We start from the raw sequence: 23,935 nt of genomic DNA on the forward strand, positions 1-23,935 counted from the left end.
TTAACCTTTTTGTGTATATATTTAAAATTAAGTTCTTCAAATTCATTGACAGATGTCTTCAAATACTGTAAATCAAAGAGTTAATTTTGCTTCGACTAAGAATCCGCTGGAATATCCGGATTTTCTGGAAGTACAATTGAAGTCATTCCAAGACTTTCTACAATTAGACACGCCGCCCGAAAAGCGTAAGAACGAGGGATTGTATAAAGTGTTTGCTGAAAACTTCCCTATTGCTGACACAAGAAACAATTTTGTTCTTGAGTTTTTGGACTATTATATTGATCCGCCGCGTTATACCATCGACGATTGTATAGAGCGTGGGCTTACTTATAGTGTCCCATTGAAAGCCAAACTCAAATTGTACTGTACCGATCCGGATCATGAGGATTTTGATACGGTAATTCAGGATGTATTCTTGGGTCCGATTCCTTACATGACAGAAAAAGCCACTTTTGTCATCAATGGAGCTGAGCGTGTAGTTGTATCTCAACTTCATCGTTCTCCAGGTGTATTCTTTGGGCAAAGTGTTCATGCAAATGGTACCAAATTGTACTCGGCACGTATTATCCCATTTAAGGGATCGTGGATCGAGTTTGCTACCGACATCAATAATGTGATGTACGCATACATTGACCGTAAGAAGAAATTGCCTGTAACTACGTTGCTTAGAGCCATCGGCTTTGAGAACGATAAAGACATCCTTGAGATATTTAACCTTGCAGAAGATGTGAAGGTTAATAAAACCAATCTTAAGAAAGTAGTCGGTCGGAAATTGGCTGCCCGTGTCCTGAAAACCTGGATTGAAGATTTTGTTGATGAAGACACCGGTGAGGTGGTTTCTATCGAGCGTAATGAGGTCATTATTGACCGTGAGACTGTCATCGAAGAAGAGCATATCAATGAAATTATCGAATCGGGTGTTCAGAATATTCTGATTCATAAAAATGAACCGAACCAGTCTGACTATTCGATCATATATAATACACTTCAGAAAGACCCGAGTAACTCAGAGAAAGAAGCTGTTCTCTACATCTACCGTCAGCTGCGTAATGCTGATCCGGCCGATGATGCAAGTGCTCGTGAGGTTATCAACAACCTGTTCTTCTCTGAAAAAAGATACGACTTAGGTAATGTAGGCCGTTATCGTATCAATAAAAAGTTGAACCTTACGACCGATATGGGCGTACGCGTTTTAACAAAAGAAGATATCATTGAGATCATCAAATATCTGATCGAGTTGATTAACTCGAAAGCCGATGTAGATGATATTGACCACTTAAGTAACCGTCGTGTGCGTACAGTTGGCGAGCAGCTATCTAATCAGTTTGCTGTTGGTTTGGCTCGTATGTCGCGTACTATTCGTGAACGTATGAATGTTCGCGACAATGAAGTCTTTACTCCGATTGATTTGATTAATGCGAAGACAATTTCTTCGGTCATTAATTCTTTCTTCGGAACAAATGCTTTATCACAATTCATGGATCAAACGAATCCGCTGGCCGAGATTACGCATAAGCGTAGAATGTCTGCCCTCGGACCCGGTGGTCTTTCTCGTGAACGTGCCGGCTTTGAGGTTCGTGACGTTCACTATACGCACTATGGTCGTCTTTGTCCGATTGAAACGCCTGAAGGACCTAACATCGGTTTGATCTCTTCTTTGTGTGTTTTTGCTAAAATCAACGAATTAGGATTTATCGAGACTCCCTATCGCAAGGTAAGTGAAGCTCGTGTTGATTTGTCGGATAACGGTTTGATTTACCTGACTGCCGAAGAAGAAGAGGCAAAAATCATTGCGCAAGGTAATGCTCCATTAAATGACGATGGTACTTTTATTCGTAATAAAGTAAAAGCACGTCAGGATGCCGACTATCCAGTGGTAGAACCGGGCGAAGTGGAGTTAATGGACGTGGCTCCTCAGCAAATTGCTTCGATCGCTGCTTCTTTGATTCCTTTCTTGGAGCATGACGATGCTAACCGTGCATTGATGGGATCGAACATGATGCGCCAGGCTGTTCCTCTGCTGAGAAGCGAAGCGCCTATTGTGGGTACAGGTATCGAGCGCCAATTGGTTCGCGACTCACGTACTCAGATAGCTGCCGAAGGCGACGGTGTAATTGAATTTGTGGATGCAACTACTATCCGTATTTTATACGACCGTAGCGAAGACGAAGAGTTTGTAAGCTTCGAATCGGCTGTTAAAGAATATAATATACCGAAGTTCCGTAAGACTAACCAGAACATGACGATCGACCTTCGTCCTACTTGTGAAAAGGGTCAGCGCGTGAAGAAAGGGGATATCTTGACTGAGGGTTATTCTACCGAAAAGGGAGAGTTGGCACTGGGTAAGAACTTGCTTGTTGCTTACATGCCTTGGAAAGGTTACAACTATGAGGATGCTATCGTACTGAACGAACGAGTGGTTCGTGAGGACTTGCTAACCTCTATTCATGTGGAAGAGTATTCGCTTGAGGTTCGTGAAACCAAGCGTGGTATGGAAGAGTTGACTTCTGATATTCCAAACGTAAGCGAAGAGGCAACCCGTGACCTCGATGAGAATGGTATCGTTCGCATTGGAGCACGTATCGAGCCGGGAGATATCCTGATTGGTAAGATTACTCCTAAAGGTGAATCAGACCCATCACCAGAAGAAAAATTGCTACGTGCAATCTTTGGTGACAAAGCAGGTGATGTAAAAGATGCTTCGTTGAAAGCTTCTCCATCATTGAAGGGTGTGATCATTGATAAGAAATTATTTTCACGTGTAATCAAGAACCGTAGCTCAAAATTGGCCGACAAAGCCTTGCTTCCGAAGATTGATGACGAATTTGAAAATAAGATAGCTGATCTTAAGACAATTCTGGTTAAAAAGTTAATGACTTTGACCGAAGGTAAAACTTCGCAAGGAGTGAAAGACTATTTAGGAGCCGATGTAATTGCCAAGGGAGCCAGATTTAGTGTTTCTGACTTTGATACACTTGATTTCACCTCTATTCAGCTAAGTAATTGGACAAATGACGATCGTACAAATACGATGATTCGTGATTTGGTACTGAACTTTATCAAGAAATACAAAGAGCTCGATGCTGAATTGAAACGTAAGAAGTTTGCTATCACCATTGGTGATGAACTTCCTTCCGGTATCATTCAGATGGCTAAAGTATATATCGCTAAGAAACGTAAGATTGGTGTTGGAGATAAGATGGCAGGTCGCCACGGTAATAAGGGTATTGTATCTCGTGTTGTCCGTGCAGAAGATATGCCGTTCCTTGAAGATGGAACGCCGGTTGATATTGTGCTGAATCCGCTGGGTGTACCCTCGCGTATGAATATCGGACAGATTTTCGAAGCTGTTCTTGGACGTGCAGGTAAAACACTTGGTGTGAAATTTGCTACACCGATTTTTGATGGTGCCACTTTGGACGACCTATCTGAGTGGACCGACAAAGCAGGTTTGCCTCGCTATTGTAAGACTTACCTTTGTGATGGAGGTACAGGTGAGCAATTCGACCAACCGGCAACCGTAGGTATTACTTATATGCTTAAACTTGGTCACATGGTCGAGGATAAGATGCATGCACGTTCTATCGGGCCATACTCATTGATTACTCAACAGCCATTGGGTGGTAAAGCCCAGTTTGGTGGTCAGCGTTTTGGAGAGATGGAGGTTTGGGCACTGGAAGGTTTTGGTGCTTCTCATATTCTTCAGGAGATTCTGACAATTAAGTCGGACGACGTAGTAGGTCGCTCGAAAGCTTACGAAGCTATCGTGAAAGGCGAACCGATGCCAGCTCCTGGTATTCCGGAATCTCTAAACGTGTTGTTGCACGAATTGAGAGGCTTGGGATTGAGTATCAACCTGGAATAATTATAAAATTGAGTGTTGAGAACTGAAAATTAGGAATGAGATATTTCTGATTTTCAGTTCTCAATCTTCGGTTTTGATTTGTAATTTTCAATTTTCAATTTTCAATTATACAAAAGTATGGCTTTTAGAAAAGAAAATAAAACGAAGAGTAATTTCTCGAAAATCTCAATCGGTTTGGCTTCTCCGGAGGAAATCCTTGAGAATTCGAGTGGTGAAGTATTGAAGCCTGAAACTATCAATTACCGCACATACAAACCCGAACGCGACGGTTTGTTCTGTGAGCGTATTTTTGGTCCCATCAAGGATTACGAATGCCATTGCGGTAAATATAAACGTATCCGTTATAAAGGTATCGTCTGCGACCGTTGCGGTGTAGAGGTTACTGAAAAGAAGGTACGTCGCGAACGTATGGGACATATACAGCTTGTTGTGCCAGTGGCTCACATCTGGTATTTCCGTTCGCTTCCTAATAAAATCGGTTATCTGTTAGGTCTGCCTACCAAGAAGCTTGATTCGATCATTTACTACGAACGCTACGTAGTGATTCAGCCTGGTGTAAAGGCCGAAGATGGTGTAGCCGAATTTGATTTACTCTCTGAAGAGGAGTATCTCGATATTTTGGATACGCTTCCACGCGAGAATCAACTGTTGGATGATACCGATCCGAATAAGTTTATTGCTAAGATGGGTGCCGAAGCCATATACGACTTGTTGTCGCGTTTGGATTTGGATGCACTTTCATATACTTTGCGTCATCGTGCAGGAAATGATGCCTCACAGCAACGTAAAAATGAAGCCTTAAAACGTCTGCAGGTAGTGGAGTCGTTCCGTGCATCGCGCGGTCGCAACAAGCCTGAATGGATGATTGTACGTATCGTACCGGTTATTCCGCCTGAACTACGTCCGTTGGTTCCGTTGGATGGTGGTCGTTTTGCTACCTCTGACTTGAATGACCTTTACCGTCGTGTGATTATTCGCAACAACCGTTTGAAGAGACTCATTGAGATTAAGGCTCCCGAAGTAATTCTACGTAATGAAAAACGTATGCTTCAGGAATCTGTCGATTCATTGTTTGATAACTCACGTAAGTCAAGTGCAGTAAAGACTGATGCCAATCGCCCTTTGAAATCATTGTCTGATAGCTTGAAAGGTAAGCAAGGACGTTTCCGTCAGAACTTACTTGGAAAGCGTGTCGATTATTCGGCTCGTTCGGTAATTGTTGTAGGACCGGAATTGCGCATGCATGAATGTGGTATTCCTAAATTGATGGCGGCTGAGCTGTACAAGCCATTTATTATCCGTAAGTTGATCGAACGCGGTATTGTAAAAACGGTAAAATCGGCAAAGAAAATCGTTGATCGCAAAGAACCCGTTATTTGGGATATCCTTGAACACGTAATGAAGGGACATCCGGTGTTGCTTAACCGTGCACCGACGCTTCACCGTTTAGGTATTCAGGCTTTCCAACCCAAAATGATCGAAGGTAAAGCTATTCAATTGCACCCACTCGCATGTACGGCTTTCAATGCCGACTTTGATGGTGACCAAATGGCTGTTCACTTGCCTTTGAGTAATGAAGCTGTTCTTGAAGCGCAGATGTTGATGCTGGCTTCTCATAATATATTGAACCCCGCTAATGGAGCGCCCATCACTGTTCCTTCACAGGATATGGTGCTTGGATTGTATTACATAACCAAGCTGCGTAAAGGTGCTAAGGGCGAAGGATTGACTTTCTACGGCCCCGAAGAGGCTATGATTGCCTATAATGAAGGCAAAGTAGATATTCACGCTCCGGTGAAAGTGATTGTGAAGGACTTGGATGAAGAGGGTAATATTGTGGACGTGATGCGTGAAACCTCTGTGGGACGCGTGATCGTAAATGAGATTGTTCCTCCCGAAGCAGGCTATATCAACACGGTCATCTCAAAGAAATCACTTCGTGATATTATTAGTGATGTTATCAAGGTGTGTGGTGTTGCTAAAACAGCCGACTTCCTTGATGGAATCAAGAATCTTGGATACAAAACTGCATTCGAAGGTGGCTTGTCGTTCAACTTAGGTGATATTATTATCCCAAAAGAGAAAGAAGCTCTTGTACAAAGAGGTTATGACGAGGTTGAGCAGGTTATCAGCAATTATAACATGGGTTTCATTACCAATAATGAACGTTATAATCAGGTTATTGATATCTGGACACACGTAAACTCTGAGCTGTCTAATATTCTAATGAAGACTATCTCGACAGACGATCAAGGGTTTAACTCTGTTTATATGATGCTTGATTCGGGTGCTCGTGGTTCTAAAGAACAAATTCGTCAGCTGTCTGGTATGCGTGGTTTGATGGCCAAGCCTCAGAAAGCAGGTGCAGAGGGCGGACAGATTATTGAGAATCCTATCTTGTCGAACTTTAAGGAGGGTCTTTCGGTGCTAGAGTACTTTATCTCTACCCACGGTGCTCGTAAAGGTTTGGCGGATACAGCATTGAAGACTGCCGATGCCGGGTATTTGACGCGTCGTCTTGTCGATGTTTCACACGATGTGATCATTAATGAAGAGGATTGTGGTACATTGCGTGGTTTGGTATGTACGGATTTAAAGAACAATGATGAGATTATTGCTACTTTATACGAGCGTATCTTAGGACGTGTGTCGGTACACGATATTATTCATCCGCAAACGGGCGAATTGCTGGTTTCGGGTGGTAATGAAATTACGGAAGACATTGCTAGGAAGATCACTGACTCTCCAATCGAGAGCGTTGAAATTCGTTCGGTATTGACCTGTGAGTCAAAGAAAGGTGTTTGTGCAAAATGTTACGGACGTAATTTGGCTACAAACCACATGGTTCAAAGAGGTGAAGCCGTTGGTGTGATTGCTGCTCAGTCTATTGGTGAGCCAGGTACACAGTTGACACTTCGTACGTTCCATGCCGGTGGTACGGCTGCTAATATTGCAGCCAATGCAAGTATTCATGCCAAGAACAATGCACGACTGGAATTTGAAGAACTTCGTACAGTTGATATTGTAGACGAAACAGGAGAATCTGCCAAAGTTGTAGTAGGTCGTTTGGCCGAAGTACGCTTTGTCGATGTGAATACAGGAATTGTTCTTTCAACTCACAATGTGCCTTATGGTTCTACATTATATGTATCCGATGGTGAAGTTGTTGAGAAAGGAAAGCTAATTGCCAAATGGGATCCATTTAATGCTGTTATTATAACGGAGGCTACAGGTAAGATCGAGTTTGAAGGTGTCATTGAAAATGTAACCTACAAAGTTGAATCGGATGAAACTACCGGACTTCGTGAAATCATCATTATTGAATCAAAAGATAAAACGAAATTGCCTGCTTTGCATATCCTTGCTGAAGATGGCGGCTTAATTCGTACCTATAACTTGCCGGTAGGCGGACACGTTGTAATTGATAATGGCCAGAAGGTGAAAGCCGGTGAGGTTATTGTGAAGATTCCACGTGCTGTTGGTAAAGCAGGTGATATCACCGGTGGTCTTCCTCGTGTTACTGAGCTGTTCGAAGCTCGTAATCCTTCTAATCCGGCTGTTGTATCGGAAATTGACGGTGAGGTTACAATGGGCAAGATCAAGCGTGGTAATCGTGAGATTGTCGTTACGTCTAAAACCGGTGAGGTGAAGAAATACCTTGTTGCATTATCTAAGCAGATCCTGGTGCAAGAAAACGATTATGTCCGTGCGGGTACTCCTTTATCGGATGGTGCTACGACACCTGCTGATATTTTGGCGATTAAAGGTCCTACGGCTGTACAGGAATATATCGTGAATGAAGTTCAGGATGTATATCGCTTGCAGGGTGTGAAGATTAACGATAAGCATTTCGAAATCATTGTGCGTCAGATGATGCGTAAGGTAACTATTGATGAACCGGGTGATACTCGCTTCTTGGAACAACAAGTAGTGGATAAACTTGACTTCATGGATGAGAATGATCGTATCTGGGGTAAGAAAGTCGTGGTGGATGCCGGAGACTCTCCTAACTTGCAACCCGGACAGATTGTTACAGCTCGTAGACTGCGCGATGAGAATAGTATGCTCAAGCGTCGTGACTTGAAACCTGTTGAGGTACGTGATGCCATTGCGGCAACTTCAACTCAGATCCTGCAAGGTATTACACGTGCAGCTCTGCAAACTTCAAGCTTCATGTCGGCTGCTTCCTTCCAGGAAACAACCAAGGTGCTTAATGAGGCTGCAATCAATGGTAAAGTCGATCGCCTCGAAGGTATGAAGGAAAACGTAATTTGCGGTCACTTGATTCCTGCAGGTACAGGTCAGCGCGAATACGAAAAGATCATTGTTGGGTCAAAAGAAGAGTATGATAGAATCTTGGCGAACAAGAAGACCGTACTTGACTACAATGAGGTAGAATAATATATCTTTATTGATTATACTTAGGAAAGCGGCTGGACTTTAACGTTCAGCCGCTTTTTCGTTGCTTAGTATCTGTCTTTGGGGAAATATTGTTTTCTACCATATTGATAAAAGTCACTCTTTTTATATCATCTGATTGCTAAGACAAATCTAAATCGATATCTTTGTATCATTTGTTTATTATATCTTTTTATTATTAAATTTATTATAAAATGGAAAATCAGAACATCGATGCTCAGCTGCAGATAGAATTGAAAGAAGAAGTTGCTCAGGGTACTTATGCCAACTTGGCTATAATTACTCATTCAAGCTCAGAGTTTATACTTGATTTTATTAAAGTAATGCCGGGAATGCCTAAGGCCAATGTGCAGTCTCGTATTATTTTGGCTCCGGAACATGCCAAGAGGCTGTTGCGAGCTTTGGAGGAAAATATCACCAAATATGAACGTGTATTTGGTCCGGTGCGCCTTTTGGAAGATCAGCCTATGGTGACAATGACTGCACAGGGAGAAGCCTGATAAAGCCGAATTTCGGGTGTCTATTGGTGTCTCGCATATGCGTGTCAAGAATGTTTGAGCAGAGTATTCTTATACATTTTTAATTTTTAAAACCGATGCTTTAGGCTATTTGAATATAGTAACAAAGAAAGACTTAAAAATCAAAAAAAAGAGGTAGTGCATTGATTATTCAAATATTATTCGTATTTTTGCAGCCCAAAATGTATAGTTACGAAATTAATATAACAATAATATAAATTAAAAACAATTGAAATGCCTACAATTCAGCAATTAGTAAGAAAAGGGCGCGAGGTACTGGTGGAGAAGAGCAAGTCTCCCGCCTTGGATTCATGTCCTCAAAGACGTGGCGTTTGTGTGAGAGTGTATACAACCACTCCTAAGAAACCTAACTCAGCAATGCGTAAAGTAGCTCGTGTGCGTTTGACTAACCAAAAGGAAGTAAACTCTTACATCCCGGGAGAAGGTCATAACTTGCAGGAGCACTCAATCGTACTTGTACGTGGTGGTCGTGTGAAAGACCTTCCAGGTGTTCGCTACCATATCGTTCGTGGTACTCTTGATACTGCAGGCGTAGCAGGTCGTACTCAAAGACGTTCTAAGTACGGAGCTAAGCGTCCTAAGCCAGGTCAAGCAGCTGCACCGGTAAAAGGAAAGAAAAAGTAAGAACTGGCGATAAGCCGAATTTTAAGTAACTAATTCGTTTTAGTTTGTTGGAAAAGCTTAAAGGTTGAGTAAACACTCCGGAGGGAGAGTTGAAGTAGACAAAATGCAACCCAGAAACAAAAAACATTATTTTTCAAACAAATGAGAAAAGCAAAACCCAAAAAACGCGTTATCCTTCCGGATCCCGTATTTAATGATCAAAAGGTTTCTAAATTTGTAAACCACTTGATGTACGATGGTAAAAAGAATACTTCTTATGAGATCTTTTATGCCGCTTTGGAGACAGTAAAGGCTAAACTTCCTAACGAAGAGAAGTCATCATTGGAAATCTGGAAAAAAGCTTTGGATAACATTACTCCGCAAGTAGAAGTTAAGTCTCGCCGTGTAGGTGGAGCTACTTTTCAGGTTCCTACTGAAATCCGTCCGGATCGCAAAGAGTCTGTATCAATGAAGAACTTGATTTTATATGCTCGCAAGAGAGGTGGAAAGTCAATGGCTGATAAACTTGCTGCAGAGATCCTTGATGCTTATAACGAACAAGGCGGTTCTTTCAAACGTAAAGAAGATATGCATAGAATGGCAGAAGCTAACCGTGCATTTGCTCATTTTAGATTCTAATACAGTTAAGACTAACCTATTAGATTAAAAACTTAAAGTAAAAGAATAAAATGGCTAAACAAGATTTACATTTGACCCGCAATATCGGTATCATGGCCCACATTGATGCTGGAAAAACAACTACTTCTGAACGTATTTTGTTCTATACCGGATTGACTCACAAGATTGGTGAGGTACATGATGGTGCTGCAACAATGGACTGGATGGCGCAGGAGCAGGAACGTGGTATTACGATCACTTCTGCTGCTACAACTACCAGATGGAAGTATGCTGATGAAACTTACAAGATTAACTTGATTGATACTCCGGGACACGTTGACTTCACTGCTGAAGTAGAGCGTTCTTTGCGTGTTCTTGACGGTGCTGTTGCTGCTTATTGTGCAGTAGGTGGCGTTGAGCCTCAGTCTGAGACTGTGTGGCGTCAAGCTGATAAATACAACGTACCACGTATTGCATACGTAAACAAAATGGACCGCTCTGGTGCTAACTTCTTCGATGTTGTAAGCCAAATGAAGACTGTTTTGGGTGCAAATCCTTGTCCTGTAGTTATTCCTATTGGAGCTGAAGAAACATTCAAAGGTGTAGTTGACCTGATTCAGATGAAGGCCATTTTGTGGCATGATGAAACAATGGGTGCTGCGTATGATGTGGAAGAAATTCCTGCTAACTTGATGGATGAAGCACAGGAGTGGAGAGATAATCTGCTTGAAAAAGTAGCTGATTTTGACGACTCGTTGATGGAGAAATTCTTCGAAGATCCTTCTACTATCACTGAAGAGGAAATCATGAGAGCTCTTCGCGCTGCTACAGTTCAAATGGCTATCGTACCCATGTTGTGTGGTTCTTCGTTTAAGAACAAGGGTGTACAAACTTTGCTAGACTATGTTTGTGCATTGTTGCCTTCGCCTTTGGATACAGAAAACGTTATCGGTACAAACCCTGATACCGGAGCTGAAGAAGATCGTAAACCTAGCGAAGAGGAAAAGACTTCTGCATTGGCGTTTAAGATCGCTACTGACCCTTATGTGGGTCGTTTGACTTTCTTCCGTGTTTACTCAGGTAAGATCGAAGCAGGTTCTTATATTTATAACTCTCGTTCTGGAAAGAAAGAGCGTGTATCTCGCTTGTTCCAGATGCATTCAAATAAGCAGAACCCTGTTGAGGTAATTGGTGCTGGTGATATCGGTGCTGGTGTCGGTTTTAAAGATATTCATACAGGTGATACTCTTTGTGATGAGAGTGCACCAATCATTCTTGAGTCAATTGACTTCCCTGAAACCGTTATCGGTATCGCAGTTGAGCCGAAGACTCAAAAGGATATGGATAAGCTCTCTATCGGTTTGGCTAAGCTTGCCGAAGAGGATCCTACGTTTACAGTGAAATCTGACGAACAAACTGGTCAAACAGTTATTTCGGGTATGGGTGAGCTTCATCTTGATATCATTATTGACCGTCTGAAACGTGAGTTTAAAGTAGAATGTAACCAAGGTAAGCCTCAGGTTAACTACAAAGAAGCTATTACTAAGACTGTTAATCTTCGCGAGGTTTATAAGAAACAATCGGGTGGACGTGGTAAGTTTGCTGATATTATCGTAAACGTTGGTCCTGTTGATGAATCTTTCAAAGAAGGTGGCTTGCAATTTATTGATGAAGTGAAGGGTGGTAATATTCCTAAGGAATTTATCCCTGCAGTTCAAAAAGGTTTCACTGCAGCTATCAAGAATGGTGTTTTGGCAGGTTATCCCCTCGATTCGCTGAAAGTAACGCTGGTTGATGGTTCATTCCACCCGGTTGACTCTGATCAGCTTTCGTTTGAGATTTGTGCTCAAATGGCTTATAAGAGTGCTTGTGCTAAGGCAGGTCCTGTATTGATGGAGCCCGTAATGAAACTGGAGGTTGTTACTCCGGAGGAAAACATGGGTGACGTGATTGGTGACTTGAACAAGCGTCGCGGACAAGTTGAAGGTATGGAGTCAAGCCGTTCGGGTGCTCGTATTGTTAAGGCAATGGTTCCGTTGGCTGAAATGTTTGGTTATGTAACATCGTTGCGTACCATCTCTTCAGGACGTGCAACATCATCTATGACTTACTCTCACCACGCTCAGGTTTCTTCATCAATTGCGAAAGCAGTTTTGGATGAAGTAAAGGGACGTGCTGATTTACTTTAAAGATTGAAAGCAGCAGGCTAGCGAATGACTCTTAGCCTGCCGCTTTATCTTATATATTATCTATTTATTAATTAACAAAAGACAATGAGTCAGAAAATCAGAATTAAACTGAAATCTTATGACCACAACTTGGTTGATAAATCAGCTGAGAAGATTGTAAGAACCGTAAAAGCTACGGGTGCTATCGTTAGCGGACCGATTCCTCTTCCTACGCATAAGCGTATTTTCACTGTGAATCGTTCAACTTTCGTAAACAAGAAATCGCGTGAGCAGTTCGAACTGTCTTCTTATAAGAGACTGATCGACATCTATAGCTCGACTGCAAAGACAGTAGATGCTTTGATGAAGCTTGAATTGCCAAGTGGTGTAGAAGTAGAAATTAAAGTTTAGTATTATTAAAAAATTAGTGAAATGCCAGGATTATTAGGAAAAAAAATCGGAATGACATCCGTTTTCAGTGCCGAGGGTAAAAATGTACCATGCACTGTTATCGAAGCAGGTCCTTGTGTTGTTACTCAGGTAAAAACTGTAGAGAAAGATGGCTATACAGCTGTTCAGTTGGGTTTCCAAGATAAAAAGGAAAAACACACAACTAAACCGTTGCTTGGTCACTTCAAAAGAGCTGGAGTAGCACCCAAGAGACACTTGGCCGAGTTCAAAGAATTTGAAAGTGAATTGAATCTGGGAGATACCATTACTGTTGAAATGTTTGATGGCGTAGAATTCGTTGACGTTGTCGGAACTTCTAAAGGTAAAGGTTTCCAAGGTGTAGTTAAAAGACATGGCTTTGGTGGTGTGGGTCAAGCAACTCACGGTCAACATAACCGTCTTCGTAAACCAGGTTCTATCGGTGCTTGTTCTTACCCCGCAAAGGTATTCAAGGGCATGCGCATGGGCGGACAAATGGGTGGCGACAGAGTTACTGTTCAAAACTTGCAGATATTAAAAGTAATTGCGGAGCATAACCTTCTTTTGATTAAGGGTTCTGTACCGGGTTGCAAAGGTTCAATCGTAATAATTGAGAAATAATGGAAGTTAACGTATATAACATTAAAGGTGAGGACACTGGGAGAAAGATTGCGTTAAACGAATCTATCTTTGGAATTGAACCCAACGACCACGCAATTTACTTGGACGTAAAACAGTTCATGGCTAACCAGCGTCAAGGAACACATAAGTCAAAAGAGAGAAGTGAAATTAGCGGCTCAACTCGTAAGATTGGTCGTCAAAAAGGCGGCGGCGGTGCTCGTAGAGGTGATATGAATTCACCGGTACTTGTAGGTGGTGCACGCGTATTTGGTCCTAAGCCAAGAGATTACTTCTTTAAGTTGAATAAAAAAGTAAAGGCATTGGCTCGTAAGTCAGCTTTGTCTTATAAGGCTCAAAGCAGTGCTATTATCGTAGTGGAAGACTTCAACTTAGAAGCTCCAAAGACGAAAGAGTTTATTGCAATGACAAAAAATCTTAAAGTTTCTGATAAAAAGCTGCTTATGATTTTACCAGAAGCAAATAAAAACGTATATTTGTCGGCTCGTAATGTTGAGCGTGCTACTGTACAGACGGTCTCTGGATTGAATACTTATAGAGTATTGAATGCTGGAGTTCTTGTGTTTACTGAGAGCGCTCTTTCGGCTATTGACAATATCTTAATTTAAAGAAGGAGGCTTAAGTAATGGGAATTATTATTAAACCGTTGGTGACAGAGAAGATGACTGCGATAACAGATAAGCTGAATCGCTTTGGCTTTATCGTACGCCCTGAAGCTAATAAGTTGGAAATTAAGAGTGAAGTTGAAGCCCTCTACAATGTTACGGTCGTTGATGTGAATACAATGAAGTATGCCGGCAAAAACAAAAGCCGCTATACGAAAGCAGGTATCATCAATGGTAGAACCAACGCTTTTAAGAAAGCTGTGGTGACGTTGAAAGAAGGAGATACTATTGATTTTTATAGCAATATTTAAAAAAAATGGCAGTACGTAAATTTAAGCCCACAACACCGGGGCAAAGACATAAAATTATTGGTACTTTTGAGGAAATTACTGCATCGGTACCAGAAAAGTCTCTTGTATATGGTAAGAAATCATCAGGCGGTCGCAATAGCGAAGGTAAGATGACGATGCGCTACATTGGTGGCGGCCAGAGAAAGGTGATTAGAATTGTTGATTTCAAGAGAAATAAAGACGGTGTTCCAGCAGTAGTGAAAACAATTGAATATGATCCGAATCGTTCGGCTCGTATCGCTTTGTTGTTTTATGCAGACGGAGAAAAAAGATATATTATTGCTCCCAATGGATTGCAAGTTGGTGTGACTTTGATGTCAGGTGAAAATGCAGCACCAGAGATTGGTAATGCACTTCCTCTTCAGAATATTCCTGTTGGTACTGTAATTCATAATATTGAATTACGTCCGGGACAAGGCGCAGCTTTGGTACGTTCAGCAGGTAATTTCGCTCAGTTGACTTCAAGAGAAGGTAGATACTGTGTTATCAAATTGCCTTCAGGTGAAGTGAGACAGATACTTAGCACATGTAAAGCTACTATCGGTAGTGTAGGTAATTCGGATCACGCATTGGAATGCTCAGGTAAAGCTGGTCGTTCTCGTTGGCAGGGTCGTCGTCCTCGTGTTCGTGGTGTTGTTATGAACCCTGTCGATCACCCGATGGGTGGTGGTGAAGGACGTGCTTCCGGAGGTCATCCTAGATCTCGTAAGGGATTGTACGCTAAGGGACTTAAGACAAGAGCTCCTAAGAAGCAATCGTCTAAGTACATTATTGAGAGAAGAAAAAAGTAATCTGATTAATTGAGTAAACTATGAGTCGTTCATTAAAAAAAGGTCCATATATTAACGTAAAGCTTGAGAAGAAAGTTCTTGCCATGAATGAAGTTGGTAAGAAAGTTGTTGTTAAGACTTGGGCCAGAGCTTCAATGATTTCGCCTGATTTTGTAGGCCATACAGTTGCAGTTCACAATGGAAATAAATTTATTCCTGTTTATGTTACCGAAAATATGGTAGGTCACAAGTTGGGTGAGTTCTCACCTACTCGTACTTTCAGAGGACACGGTGGTAATAAGAAAAGATAACAGGATTTATCTGAAATAATAAAGTAATAAATATAATGGGAGCAAGAAAAAAAATATCGGCTGATCAAAGAAAGGAAGCCCTTAAAACCATGTATTTTGCTAAATTGCAAAATGTTCCTACTTCCCCTCGTAAAATGCGTCTTGTGGCAGACATGATTCGCGGGATGGAAGTGAACAGAGCACTTGGCGTTTTGAAGTTTTCTTCAAAAGAGGCTGCTGCAAGAGTGGAAAAGTTATTGCGCTCTGCAATTGCTAACTGGGAACAGAAGAACGAGCGGAAGGCCGAAAGCGGTGAATTGTTTGTAACTAAGATTTTTGTTGATGGTGGTGCTTCACTCAAGAGAATGAGACCGGCTCCACAGGGAAGAGGTTACAGAATTCGCAAACGTTCAAATCACGTGACGCTGTTCGTTGATTCTAAGAGTAATAACGAAGAACAAAATTAAGGTAGATGGGACAAAAAGTTAATCCAATAAGCAACCGTTTAGGAATTATCAGAGGATGGGATTCTAACTGGTATGGTGGAAATGATTACGGTGACTCTTTGCTGGAAGATAGCAAGATCCGTAAATATCTTAATGCAAGACTTGCAAAGGCAAGTGTATCAAGAATAGTAATTGAACGTACATTGAAACTCGTTACTATTACTGTTTGTACTGCACGTCCGGGTATCATTATCGGTAAAGGTGGCCAAGAAGTTGATAAGTTAAAAGAAGAGTTGAAAAAGGTCACTGACAAAGATATTCAAATCAATATCTTTGAAGTGAAGAGACCGGAACTGGATGCAGTTATTGTTGCAAACAACATCGCTCGCCAGGTAGAAGGGAAAATTGCCTATCGCCGCGCCATTAAAATGGCTATCGCAAATACTATGCGTATGGGTGCTGAAGGTATCAAAATTCAGATTTCAGGACGTTTGAATGGAGCAGAAATGGCTCGTTCTGAAATGTATAAGGAAGGAAGAACTCCGTTACATACTTTTAGAGCAGATATCGACTATTGTCATGCAGAAGCATTGACGAAGGTAGGTCTTCTCGGTATTAAAGTTTGGATTTGTAGAGGTGAAGTGTTTGGTAAGAGAGAATTGGCTCCGAACTTTACTCAAAGCAAAGACAGCGGTCGTGGAAACAACAATGGTGGAAACAACGGCGGCGGAAAGAACTTCAAAAGAAAGAAAAATAATCGCTAAACGAATTTGAATTTTAGGAAACTATGTTACAACCGAAAAAGACAAAATTCAGAAGACAACAAAAGGGCCGCATGAAAGGCAATGCCCAGAGAGGCAATCAGCTTGCTTTTGGTTCTTTTGGTATTAAGGCTCTGCAATACAAGTGGATTACGGGTAGACAGATTGAAGCAGCACGTATTGCTGTTACAAGATATATGCAACGTCAAGGACAAATTTGGATCCGCATTTTCCCTGATAAACCTATCACAAAGAAGCCTGCTGAAGTACGTATGGGTAAGGGTAAAGGTAATCCGGAAGGATTTGTTGCCCCAATTACGCCAGGAAGAATTATCATTGAAGTAGAAGGAGTGTCTTACGAAATCGCTAAAGAGGCTTTGCGTTTAGCTGCGCAAAAACTGCCTATCACAACGAAATTTATCGTTAGACGTGACTACGATGTTCAAAATCAAAATGCGTGATGTTTATGAAAATTGCAGAAATAAAAGAGATGTCTACTAATGATTTAGTAGAGAGAGTAGAGGCAGAAGTGGTTAATTACAACCAAATGGTTATCAACCATTCTATTTCTCCTTTGGAAAATCCTGCGTTAATTAAACAATTACGTAGGACTATTGCGCGTATGAGAACAGAATTGCGCCAAAGAGAACTTAACAATAAATGATTAGCTTGATGGAAGCAAGAAATTTAAGAAAAGAGAGAACAGGGGTTGTGCTGAGCAACAAAATGGATAAGACCATTACCGTTGCTGCAAAGTTCAAGGAAAAACACCCTATATATGGTAAGTTCGTTAGTAAAACGAAGAAGTACCATGCTCATGATGAAAAGAATGAGTGCAATATCGGTGATACTGTACACATCATGGAAACTCGTCCTTTGAGCAAAACCAAAAGATGGAGATTAGTAGAAATAATCGAAAGAGCTAAGTAATTATGATACAAGCAGAATCCAGACTTACAGTATGTGACAACAGTGGAGCAAAAGAAGCTCTGTGCATCCGTGTATTGGGTGGTACAGGTCGTCGTTATGCTTCAGTGGGGGATGTTATTGTCGTTTCTGTAAAGAGCGTCATCCCTTCTAGTGATATTAAAAAAGGTGCAGTGTCAAAAGCTTTGATCGTACGTACTAAGAAAGAAATTCGTCGTCCAGACGGTTCTTATATACGTTTTGATGATAACGCTTGCGTTCTGTTGAACGGTGCAGGCGAGATTAGAGGTAGTCGTATTTTCGGTCCCGTAGCAAGAGAACTTCGTGCTACGAACATGAAAGTTGTGTCACTTGCGCCTGAGGTACTTTAATTTTGTAATAGATTTAAGTAATGAGCAAATTACATATTAAAAAAGGCGATACAGTATACGTAAATGCTGGCGAAGACAAAGGTAAAACTGGTCGCGTATTAAAGGTTCTAGTTAAAGATGGTCGTGCAATAGTTGAAGGTATCAATATGGTATCTAAAAGCACAAAACCTAATGCAAAGAACCCACAAGGTGGTATCGTGAAGCAAGAAGCTTCTATCCACTTGTCAAACTTGAATCCGGTTGATCCAAAAACTGGTAAAGCGACGCGTGTTGGAAGAAAAGAAAGTTCTGAAGGAACTTTAGTGCGTTATTCTAAAAAATCAGGAGAGGAGATTTAAGTAATGAGTAATACTGCAAGCCTTAAGAAAGAATATGCAGAGCGCATCGCTCCTGCATTGATGTCACAGTTCCAGTATTCTTCAAAGATGCAAACACCCGTACTTAAGAAGATTGTTATCAATCAAGGTTTAGGTATGGCTGTAGCCGATAAGAAGATTATTGAAGTGGCAATTAACGAAATGACAGCTATTACTGGTCAAAAAGCCGTAGCTACAATTTCCCGTAAAGATATAGCTAACTTTAAGTTGCGTAAAAAAATGCCTATCGGAGTAATGGTTACTCTACGTCGCGAAAGAATGTACGAATTCTTGGAAAAGCTAGTTCGTGTTGCTTTGCCTCGTATCCGTGACTTCAAAGGTATCGAAAGCAAATTTGATGGTAAAGGTAACTATACCCTTGGTATTCAGGAACAAATTATTTTCCCTGAAATTAATATCGATAGTATTACAAGAATTCTCGGAATGAATATTACCTTTGTAACTTCTGCAGAGACAGATGAAGAAGGTTATGCTTTGTTGAAAGAGTTCGGTTTACCTTTTAAAAACGCTAAAAAAGACTGATATGGCAAAGGAATCAATGAAAGCACGCGAAGTTAAGCGTGCTAAATTAGTAGCCAAATATGCAGATAAGAGAGCTCAACTGAAGAAAGACGGTGATTATGAAGGATTACAGGCATTGCCTAAAAATTCATCTCCAGTACGTCTTCACAATCGTTGTAAATTGACTGGTCGTCCGAAAGGATATATCCGTCAGTTTGGCGTGTCAAGAATTCAGTTCCGCGAAATGGCATCTAACGGCTTGATCCCAGGTGTTAAAAAAGCAAGCTGGTAACTATTTATAAATATTGTCAGGGTAGGCCTGATTAATTTAATTATTTTTTATATGACTGATCCAATAGCAGATTATTTGACTAGGTTAAGGAACGCAATTAGTGCTAAGCACAGAGTAGTAGAAGTTCCTGCCTCAAATTTGAAAAAAGAAATCACTAAGATTCTTTTTGAAAAAGGCTACATTCTTAATTATAAGTTTGTAGAAGATGGTCCTCAAGGCACTATTAAAGTTGCCTTGAAATATGATTCGGTTAACAAAGTTAACGCAATCAAAAAACTTGAAAGAATATCTTCACCCGGTATGCGTCAATATACTGGTTACAAAGATATGCCGCGTGTTATTAATGGTTTGGGTATTGCTATAATATCTACTTCCAAGGGTGTAATGACAAACAAAGAAGCTGCTGAACTGAAGATTGGTGGTGAAGTATTGTGTTATGTATATTAATAGGAGGAAATAAGCAATGTCAAGAATAGGAAAATTACCCATTAGTATACCCGCAGGTGTTACTGTAACTTTCAAAGATAATGTAATTACAGTAAAGGGTGCCAAGGGAGAGTTGAATCAGTATGTTAATCCACTGATTAGCGTGGCGATTGAAGATGGACAATTGGTATTGAGCCGTCAGAGTGATGAGAAACAGGAACGTGCATTTCACGGCCTGTATCGTTCTTTGATTCACAACATGGTTGTGGGCGTGTCAGAAGGATATAAGAAGGAACTGGAATTAGTCGGTGTTGGTTACCGTGCTTCTAATCAAGGAAATATCATTGAATTAGCATTGGGATATACACACAATATCTTTATTCAGTTACCTCCCGAAGTGAAAGTAGAAACAAAGTCTGAAAGAAATAAGAATCCTCTTATTATTTTGGAATCTTGTGACAAGCAATTGATCGGTCAAGTTTGCTCTAAAATACGTTCTTTCCGTAAGCCGGAACCATATAAGGGTAAAGGTATTAAGTTTGTTGGCGAGGTAATTCGCAGAAAGTCTGGTAAATCAGCCGGCGCTAAGTAAATTATATAAAATTTATATCATTATGACAACAAAAATAGAAAGACGAATTAAGATCAAATATAGAGTACGCAATAAACTGTCAGGAACTGCTGAACGTCCGCGTATGAGTGTATTTAGAAGTAATAAGCAAATATACGTCCAGATTATCGACGATCTTTCTGGTAAAACTTTGGCTGCTGCCTCTTCACTTAATCTGACTGAGAAGTTGGCTAAGAAAGAACAAGCTACTAAGGTAGGAGAAATGATCGCTAAGAAAGCTCAGGAAGCAGGTATAACAACTGTTGTATTTGACCGTAATGGTTACTTGTATCATGGGAGAGTAAAAGAAGTAGCTGATGCTGCTCGTAACGGTGGACTTAATTTTTAATCATTATGGCAGGAATTAATAACAGAGTTAAGATTTCTAACGATATAGAACTGAAAGATAGATTAGTTGCTATCAATCGTGTTACTAAGGTAACCAAAGGTGGTAGAACTTTTAGTTTCTCTGCAATCGTTGTTGTAGGTAACGAAGAGGGAATCATTGGTTGGGGACTTGGAAAAGCAGGTGAGGTAACCGCAGCTATTGCTAAAGGTGTTGAATCGGCTAAGAAAAATCTAACAAAGGTGCCTGTGTTAAAAGGTACAGTTCCTCACGAGCAAGTAGCAAGATTTGGTGGTGCTGAAGTATTCATCAAACCTGCATCTCATGGTACTGGTGTAGTAGCCGGTGGTGCTATGCGTGCTGTTTTGGAGAGTGTAGGTATTACTGATGTTTTGGCCAAATCGAAAGGTTCTTCGAATCCGCATAACTTAGTTAAAGCTACTATTTTGGCTTTAAGTGAAATGCGTGATGCAAGAATGGTTGCTCAAAACAGAGGAATTAGTGTTGAAAAAGTATTTAGAGGATAAGGAGGAGATATGTCAACTATAAAGATAAAACAAATTAAAAGTAGAATTGGTGCTCCGGCTGATCAAAAGAGAACTCTTGATGCACTAGGACTTCATAAACTGAACCGTGTGGTTGAGCACGAAAGTAATCCTTCAATTCTTGGGATGGTAGATAAGGTTAAACACTTGGTTACCATTGTTAAGTAATTATTTGTTGAATATAAAACGAATTACAATATGAACTTAAGTAATTTAAAACCCGCAGAAGGATCTACTAAGACTAGAAAAAGAATTGGCCGCGGTGCTGGTTCTGGTTTAGGTGGTACTTCTACTAGAGGTCATAAAGGAGCTAAATCAAGATCTGGATACTCTAAGAAAGTTGGTTTTGAAGGCGGTCAGATGCCACTTCAACGCCGTGTACCCAAATTTGGTTTCAAGAATATTAATCGTGTGGAATATAAAGCCATTAACCTTACTACGATCCAACAACTTGCCGAGGCAAAGAGCTTGGTTAAAGTAGGTATTAATGATTTTGTTGCAGCAGGATTTGTTTCATCAAATCAGTTGGTAAAAGTATTAGGTAACGGAACCTTAACAGTTAAGCTAGAAGTAGAAGCACATGGATTCTCTAAGAGTGCAATTGCTGCTATTGAAGCTGCTGGTGGAAATGCAGTAAAACTCTGATTCAATGAGAAAAGCTATTGAAACATTGAAGAATATATGGAAGATTGAGGATCTAAGACAACGGATCCTCATCACCATATTGTTTGTCGCGATTTATCGTTTTGGGTCGTATGTGGTACTCCCTGGAATCAACCCCGGAATGTTATCACAATTACACCAACAAACAAGTGAAGGCCTTTTGGCCTTGTTAAACATGTTCTCGGGAGGAGCATTCTCTAATGCGTCTATTTTCGCATTGGGGATTATGCCTTATATCTCTGCATCTATCGTTATCCAGTTATTGGGAATTGCAGTGCCATATTTCCAGAAGCTACAACGGGAAGGAGAGAGCGGCAGAAGAAAAATGAACCAGTATACTCGTTATTTGACGATTGCTATTCTGCTAGTTCAAGCACCTTCTTATTTGCTCAATCTTAAAATGCAGGCAGGACCTTCTTTAAATGCTTCATTAGATTGGACTCTGTTCATGGTTACTTCTACCGTTATTCTGGCTGCTGGAAGTATGTTTATCTTGTGGCTTGGTGAAAGAATCACAGATAAAGGTATCGGTAATGGTATTTCATTTATCATCTTGATTGGTATTATCGCTCGTCTTCCTCAGTCACTTTTTCAGGAGTTGATTTCCCGTATGACTGATAAAACCGGCGGTTTGATCATGTTCTTATTTGAAATAGTATTCTTGCTATTAGTAATTGCAGCTGCAATTTTGCTAGTTCAAGGTACGCGGAAGATTCCGGTACAATATGCTAAGAAAATTGTAGGGAATAAACAATATGGTGGTGCGAGACAGTATATTCCGCTTAAAGTGAATGCTGCCGGAGTTATGCCTATTATTTTTGCGCAAGCAATTATGTTTATTCCAATTACTTTCATTGGTTTTTCAAACACAAACAATGTGAGTAGTTTTGTTCATGCATTTACTGATCATACAAGTTTCTGGTATAATTTTGTTTTTGCAGTAATGATCATACTTTTTACGTATTTCTATACTGCAATCACAATCAACCCCACTCAGATGGCTGAGGATATGAAGAGAAATAATGGTTTCATTCCTGGTATTAAACCTGGAAAGCATACGGCGGAGTATATCGATGACATTATGTCTCGTATTACTTTACCAGGTTCTTTCTTTCTGGCTTTGATCGCTATAATGCCTGCATTTGCTGGTGTATTTGGAGTGAAAGCTGAATTTGCTCAATTCTTCGGTGGCACATCTTTGTTAATTCTTGTAGGTGTTGTGCTTGATACATTACAGCAAGTAGAGAGTCATTTGTTGATGAGACACTATGATGGCTTGCTTAAGTCTGGTCGTATCAAAGGACGTACCGCAGGTAGCGGTGTAGCTGCATATTAATTCTTTAGTAGAAATGATCTTTCTGAAAACTGAAGATGAAATAGAGTTGCTTCGTCAAAGTAACTTGCTTGTAGGAAAAACGTTGGCAGAAGTTGCCAAATTAGTGAAACCAGGTGTTACCACTCGTGAACTGGACAAGGTCGCAGAAGAATTCATCCGCGATAATGGTGCAGTTCCGACTTTTAAAGGATTTCCAAATCAATATGGAGATCCGTTCCCTAGTTCAATTTGTACCTCTGTCAATGATCAAGTGGTGCATGGAATTCCGAGAGACATAGTCTTGATAGAAGGGGATATCGTTTCTGTAGATTGTGGTACTTATATGAATGGTTTCTGTGGTGACTCTGCTTATACGTTTTGCGTGGGCGAGGTTGACGAAGAAGTCCGTAAATTGTTGAAGGTTACTAAAGAGGCATTATACATTGGTATTCAAAATGCTGTACAGGGTAAAAGGGTTGGTGATATTGGCTATGCTATTCAGCACTATTGCGAATCACAATCTTATGGCGTTGTACGGGAATTTGTAGGGCATGGCATCGGTAAGAAAATGCATGAAGATCCTCAAGTTCCGAATTACGGAAAAAGAGGATATGGTACATTGCTTAAAAAAGGTCTGTGCATTGCAATTGAACCTATGATTACTCAAGGTGACCGACAGGTGATAATGGAAGATGACGGATGGACTGTGAGAACAAGAGATCGAAAATATGCAGCGCACTTTGAGCATACTATTGCAGTGAGAGCGGGCGAAGCCGATATCTTGTCATCATTTGAATTCATTGAAGAAGTTTTAGGAGATAAAGTTATATAATATGGCAAAGCAATCTGCAATAGAACAAGATGGAGTTATAGTTGAAGCATTGTCTAATGCAATGTTTCGCGTAGAATTAGAAAACGGACATGAGATTACCGCACATATTTCTGGTAAAATGAGAATGCATTACATTAAAATTTTGCCGGGAGATAGAGTGAGAGTCGAAATGTCTCCTTACGACTTATCGAAAGGAAGAATTGTATTTAGATATAAATAAAAATAGAT

30 protein-coding genes are annotated in these 23,935 nt (G+C 40.6%); all 30 read left to right on the forward strand.

The annotated features are described in order from the left end of the window. The first annotated feature begins 52 nt into the window (after positions 1 to 52). The 30 genes from rpoB to infA all read left to right on the forward strand — a co-directional run bounded on the left by rpoB (position 53) and on the right by infA (position 23,927). On the forward strand, positions 53 to 3,865 hold the full coding sequence (gene rpoB / locus TY03_RS01890; protein ID WP_042366832.1) for a DNA-directed RNA polymerase subunit beta: 3,813 nt from the start codon (positions 53 to 55) through the stop codon (positions 3,863 to 3,865). Positions 3,866 to 3,982: 117 nt separating this feature from the next. Next, positions 3,983 to 8,266: a DNA-directed RNA polymerase subunit beta' gene (gene rpoC, locus TY03_RS01895; RefSeq protein ID WP_042366834.1), complete on the forward strand. Its 4,284-nt coding sequence runs from the start codon at positions 3,983 to 3,985 to the stop codon at positions 8,264 to 8,266. Between the two features lie 212 nt (positions 8,267 to 8,478). Then, positions 8,479 to 8,784, forward strand: coding sequence for a DUF3467 domain-containing protein (locus TY03_RS01900; protein ID WP_042366836.1), 306 nt, complete (start codon positions 8,479 to 8,481; stop codon positions 8,782 to 8,784). A gap of 252 nt (positions 8,785 to 9,036) precedes the next feature. Continuing rightward, positions 9,037 to 9,447 carry a 30S ribosomal protein S12 gene (gene rpsL, locus TY03_RS01905; RefSeq protein ID WP_042366837.1) on the forward strand — a complete coding sequence of 137 codons (411 nt, stop codon included), beginning with the start codon at positions 9,037 to 9,039 and terminating at the stop codon, positions 9,445 to 9,447. 141 nt (positions 9,448 to 9,588) lie between these two features. Next, a complete protein-coding gene (gene rpsG, locus TY03_RS01910; protein ID WP_042366839.1) occupies positions 9,589 to 10,065 on the forward strand; it encodes a 30S ribosomal protein S7 in 477 nt (158 codons plus the stop codon). 50 nt (positions 10,066 to 10,115) lie between these two features. Then, complete coding sequence (fusA, locus tag TY03_RS01915) at positions 10,116 to 12,233, forward strand: elongation factor G (RefSeq protein ID WP_042366841.1); 2,118 nt, start codon at positions 10,116 to 10,118, stop codon at positions 12,231 to 12,233. Positions 12,234 to 12,317: 84 nt separating this feature from the next. Then, on the forward strand, positions 12,318 to 12,623 hold the full coding sequence (gene rpsJ / locus TY03_RS01920) for a 30S ribosomal protein S10 (protein WP_002558075.1): 306 nt from the start codon (positions 12,318 to 12,320) through the stop codon (positions 12,621 to 12,623). A gap of 21 nt (positions 12,624 to 12,644) precedes the next feature. Further along, complete coding sequence (gene rplC / locus TY03_RS01925; RefSeq protein WP_042366848.1) at positions 12,645 to 13,262, forward strand: 50S ribosomal protein L3; 618 nt, start codon at positions 12,645 to 12,647, stop codon at positions 13,260 to 13,262. After that, positions 13,262 to 13,888 carry a 50S ribosomal protein L4 gene (gene rplD / locus TY03_RS01930; protein ID WP_042366850.1) on the forward strand — a complete coding sequence of 209 codons (627 nt, stop codon included), beginning with the start codon at positions 13,262 to 13,264 and terminating at the stop codon, positions 13,886 to 13,888. The genes rplC and rplD overlap by 1 nt, the downstream gene beginning before the upstream one ends. A 17-nt stretch (positions 13,889 to 13,905) precedes the next feature. Then, the gene (gene rplW, locus TY03_RS01935) at positions 13,906 to 14,196 is read left to right on the forward strand and encodes a 50S ribosomal protein L23 (protein ID WP_042366852.1); all 291 of its coding nucleotides are present in this window, start codon (positions 13,906 to 13,908) and stop codon (positions 14,194 to 14,196) included. A 5-nt stretch (positions 14,197 to 14,201) separates the two neighbouring features. Further along, complete coding sequence (gene rplB, locus TY03_RS01940) at positions 14,202 to 15,026, forward strand: 50S ribosomal protein L2 (RefSeq protein WP_042366854.1); 825 nt, start codon at positions 14,202 to 14,204, stop codon at positions 15,024 to 15,026. A 20-nt stretch (positions 15,027 to 15,046) separates the two neighbouring features. Beyond that, the gene (rpsS, locus tag TY03_RS01945; RefSeq protein WP_042366856.1) at positions 15,047 to 15,316 is read left to right on the forward strand and encodes a 30S ribosomal protein S19; all 270 of its coding nucleotides are present in this window, start codon (positions 15,047 to 15,049) and stop codon (positions 15,314 to 15,316) included. A gap of 35 nt (positions 15,317 to 15,351) precedes the next feature. Then, positions 15,352 to 15,762 carry a 50S ribosomal protein L22 gene (gene rplV, locus TY03_RS01950; RefSeq protein WP_042366858.1) on the forward strand — a complete coding sequence of 137 codons (411 nt, stop codon included), beginning with the start codon at positions 15,352 to 15,354 and terminating at the stop codon, positions 15,760 to 15,762. A 5-nt stretch (positions 15,763 to 15,767) separates the two neighbouring features. Then, entirely contained in the window at positions 15,768 to 16,505 is a 738-nt protein-coding gene (gene rpsC, locus TY03_RS01955; protein WP_042366860.1) for a 30S ribosomal protein S3, read from the forward strand. Between the two features lie 23 nt (positions 16,506 to 16,528). Then, a complete protein-coding gene (rplP, locus tag TY03_RS01960) occupies positions 16,529 to 16,963 on the forward strand; it encodes a 50S ribosomal protein L16 (RefSeq protein WP_042366862.1) in 435 nt (144 codons plus the stop codon). Between the two features lie 5 nt (positions 16,964 to 16,968). Next, a complete protein-coding gene (rpmC, locus tag TY03_RS01965) occupies positions 16,969 to 17,166 on the forward strand; it encodes a 50S ribosomal protein L29 (protein ID WP_042367285.1) in 198 nt (65 codons plus the stop codon). Continuing rightward, positions 17,163 to 17,432: a 30S ribosomal protein S17 gene (rpsQ, locus tag TY03_RS01970; protein ID WP_148335550.1), complete on the forward strand. Its 270-nt coding sequence runs from the start codon at positions 17,163 to 17,165 to the stop codon at positions 17,430 to 17,432. The genes rpmC and rpsQ overlap by 4 nt, the downstream gene beginning before the upstream one ends. Positions 17,433 to 17,434: 2 nt before the next feature. After that, positions 17,435 to 17,800, forward strand: a complete 366-nt coding sequence (gene rplN, locus TY03_RS01975; protein ID WP_042366864.1) for a 50S ribosomal protein L14 — start codon at positions 17,435 to 17,437, stop codon at positions 17,798 to 17,800. A gap of 20 nt (positions 17,801 to 17,820) precedes the next feature. Continuing rightward, a complete protein-coding gene (gene rplX / locus TY03_RS01980; protein WP_042366866.1) occupies positions 17,821 to 18,138 on the forward strand; it encodes a 50S ribosomal protein L24 in 318 nt (105 codons plus the stop codon). A 3-nt stretch (positions 18,139 to 18,141) separates the two neighbouring features. Further along, the gene (rplE, locus tag TY03_RS01985; RefSeq protein WP_042366868.1) at positions 18,142 to 18,699 is read left to right on the forward strand and encodes a 50S ribosomal protein L5; all 558 of its coding nucleotides are present in this window, start codon (positions 18,142 to 18,144) and stop codon (positions 18,697 to 18,699) included. Position 18,700: 1 nt separating this feature from the next. After that, positions 18,701 to 18,970 carry a 30S ribosomal protein S14 gene (gene rpsN, locus TY03_RS01990; RefSeq protein WP_042366870.1) on the forward strand — a complete coding sequence of 90 codons (270 nt, stop codon included), beginning with the start codon at positions 18,701 to 18,703 and terminating at the stop codon, positions 18,968 to 18,970. 51 nt (positions 18,971 to 19,021) lie between these two features. Further along, entirely contained in the window at positions 19,022 to 19,417 is a 396-nt protein-coding gene (gene rpsH / locus TY03_RS01995) for a 30S ribosomal protein S8 (protein ID WP_042366872.1), read from the forward strand. A gap of 16 nt (positions 19,418 to 19,433) precedes the next feature. Next, positions 19,434 to 19,988, forward strand: coding sequence for a 50S ribosomal protein L6 (gene rplF, locus TY03_RS02000; protein WP_042366874.1), 555 nt, complete (start codon positions 19,434 to 19,436; stop codon positions 19,986 to 19,988). Between the two features lie 22 nt (positions 19,989 to 20,010). Further along, complete coding sequence (gene rplR / locus TY03_RS02005) at positions 20,011 to 20,355, forward strand: 50S ribosomal protein L18 (protein ID WP_042366876.1); 345 nt, start codon at positions 20,011 to 20,013, stop codon at positions 20,353 to 20,355. Between the two features lie 5 nt (positions 20,356 to 20,360). Next, a complete protein-coding gene (gene rpsE, locus TY03_RS02010) occupies positions 20,361 to 20,879 on the forward strand; it encodes a 30S ribosomal protein S5 (RefSeq protein WP_042366878.1) in 519 nt (172 codons plus the stop codon). Positions 20,880 to 20,888: 9 nt separating this feature from the next. After that, positions 20,889 to 21,065, forward strand: a complete 177-nt coding sequence (gene rpmD, locus TY03_RS02015; RefSeq protein ID WP_042366880.1) for a 50S ribosomal protein L30 — start codon at positions 20,889 to 20,891, stop codon at positions 21,063 to 21,065. A gap of 30 nt (positions 21,066 to 21,095) precedes the next feature. Then, positions 21,096 to 21,542, forward strand: coding sequence for a 50S ribosomal protein L15 (rplO, locus tag TY03_RS02020; protein ID WP_042366881.1), 447 nt, complete (start codon positions 21,096 to 21,098; stop codon positions 21,540 to 21,542). Positions 21,543 to 21,546: 4 nt separating this feature from the next. Continuing rightward, complete coding sequence (gene secY, locus TY03_RS02025; protein WP_042366883.1) at positions 21,547 to 22,896, forward strand: preprotein translocase subunit SecY; 1,350 nt, start codon at positions 21,547 to 21,549, stop codon at positions 22,894 to 22,896. 13 nt (positions 22,897 to 22,909) lie between these two features. Then, on the forward strand, positions 22,910 to 23,707 hold the full coding sequence (map, locus tag TY03_RS02030) for a type I methionyl aminopeptidase (RefSeq protein WP_042366885.1): 798 nt from the start codon (positions 22,910 to 22,912) through the stop codon (positions 23,705 to 23,707). 1 nt (position 23,708) lies between these two features. Further along, a complete protein-coding gene (gene infA / locus TY03_RS02035; protein WP_042366887.1) occupies positions 23,709 to 23,927 on the forward strand; it encodes a translation initiation factor IF-1 in 219 nt (72 codons plus the stop codon). Positions 23,928 to 23,935: the final 8 nt, after the last annotated feature.

The sequence above is a fragment of the Bacteroides neonati genome (genome assembly GCF_000499785.1).
In the GTDB taxonomy this organism is placed as follows: Bacteria; Bacteroidota; Bacteroidia; order Bacteroidales; family Bacteroidaceae; genus Bacteroides; species Bacteroides neonati.

Bases quoted from the DNA above. Each gene is read 5' to 3' on its own strand.
- rpoB (WP_042366832.1), top strand. From the start codon at position 53: ATGTCTTCAAATACTGTAAATCAAAGAGTTAATTTTGCTTCGACTAAG.
- rpoC (WP_042366834.1), top strand. From the start codon at position 3,983: ATGGCTTTTAGAAAAGAAAATAAAACGAAGAGTAATTTCTCGAAAATC.
- TY03_RS01900 (WP_042366836.1), top strand. From the start codon at position 8,479: ATGGAAAATCAGAACATCGATGCTCAGCTGCAGATAGAATTGAAAGAA.
- rpsL (WP_042366837.1), top strand. From the start codon at position 9,037: ATGCCTACAATTCAGCAATTAGTAAGAAAAGGGCGCGAGGTACTGGTG.
- rpsG (WP_042366839.1), top strand. From the start codon at position 9,589: ATGAGAAAAGCAAAACCCAAAAAACGCGTTATCCTTCCGGATCCCGTA.
- fusA (WP_042366841.1), top strand. From the start codon at position 10,116: ATGGCTAAACAAGATTTACATTTGACCCGCAATATCGGTATCATGGCC.
- rpsJ (WP_002558075.1), top strand. From the start codon at position 12,318: ATGAGTCAGAAAATCAGAATTAAACTGAAATCTTATGACCACAACTTG.
- rplC (WP_042366848.1), top strand. From the start codon at position 12,645: ATGCCAGGATTATTAGGAAAAAAAATCGGAATGACATCCGTTTTCAGT.
- rplD (WP_042366850.1), top strand. From the start codon at position 13,262: ATGGAAGTTAACGTATATAACATTAAAGGTGAGGACACTGGGAGAAAG.
- rplW (WP_042366852.1), top strand. From the start codon at position 13,906: ATGGGAATTATTATTAAACCGTTGGTGACAGAGAAGATGACTGCGATA.
- rplB (WP_042366854.1), top strand. From the start codon at position 14,202: ATGGCAGTACGTAAATTTAAGCCCACAACACCGGGGCAAAGACATAAA.
- rpsS (WP_042366856.1), top strand. From the start codon at position 15,047: ATGAGTCGTTCATTAAAAAAAGGTCCATATATTAACGTAAAGCTTGAG.
- rplV (WP_042366858.1), top strand. From the start codon at position 15,352: ATGGGAGCAAGAAAAAAAATATCGGCTGATCAAAGAAAGGAAGCCCTT.
- rpsC (WP_042366860.1), top strand. From the start codon at position 15,768: ATGGGACAAAAAGTTAATCCAATAAGCAACCGTTTAGGAATTATCAGA.
- rplP (WP_042366862.1), top strand. From the start codon at position 16,529: ATGTTACAACCGAAAAAGACAAAATTCAGAAGACAACAAAAGGGCCGC.
- rpmC (WP_042367285.1), top strand. From the start codon at position 16,969: ATGAAAATTGCAGAAATAAAAGAGATGTCTACTAATGATTTAGTAGAG.
- rpsQ (WP_148335550.1), top strand. From the start codon at position 17,163: ATGATTAGCTTGATGGAAGCAAGAAATTTAAGAAAAGAGAGAACAGGG.
- rplN (WP_042366864.1), top strand. From the start codon at position 17,435: ATGATACAAGCAGAATCCAGACTTACAGTATGTGACAACAGTGGAGCA.
- rplX (WP_042366866.1), top strand. From the start codon at position 17,821: ATGAGCAAATTACATATTAAAAAAGGCGATACAGTATACGTAAATGCT.
- rplE (WP_042366868.1), top strand. From the start codon at position 18,142: ATGAGTAATACTGCAAGCCTTAAGAAAGAATATGCAGAGCGCATCGCT.
- rpsN (WP_042366870.1), top strand. From the start codon at position 18,701: ATGGCAAAGGAATCAATGAAAGCACGCGAAGTTAAGCGTGCTAAATTA.
- rpsH (WP_042366872.1), top strand. From the start codon at position 19,022: ATGACTGATCCAATAGCAGATTATTTGACTAGGTTAAGGAACGCAATT.
- rplF (WP_042366874.1), top strand. From the start codon at position 19,434: ATGTCAAGAATAGGAAAATTACCCATTAGTATACCCGCAGGTGTTACT.
- rplR (WP_042366876.1), top strand. From the start codon at position 20,011: ATGACAACAAAAATAGAAAGACGAATTAAGATCAAATATAGAGTACGC.
- rpsE (WP_042366878.1), top strand. From the start codon at position 20,361: ATGGCAGGAATTAATAACAGAGTTAAGATTTCTAACGATATAGAACTG.
- rpmD (WP_042366880.1), top strand. From the start codon at position 20,889: ATGTCAACTATAAAGATAAAACAAATTAAAAGTAGAATTGGTGCTCCG.
- rplO (WP_042366881.1), top strand. From the start codon at position 21,096: ATGAACTTAAGTAATTTAAAACCCGCAGAAGGATCTACTAAGACTAGA.
- secY (WP_042366883.1), top strand. From the start codon at position 21,547: ATGAGAAAAGCTATTGAAACATTGAAGAATATATGGAAGATTGAGGAT.
- map (WP_042366885.1), top strand. From the start codon at position 22,910: ATGATCTTTCTGAAAACTGAAGATGAAATAGAGTTGCTTCGTCAAAGT.
- infA (WP_042366887.1), top strand. From the start codon at position 23,709: ATGGCAAAGCAATCTGCAATAGAACAAGATGGAGTTATAGTTGAAGCA.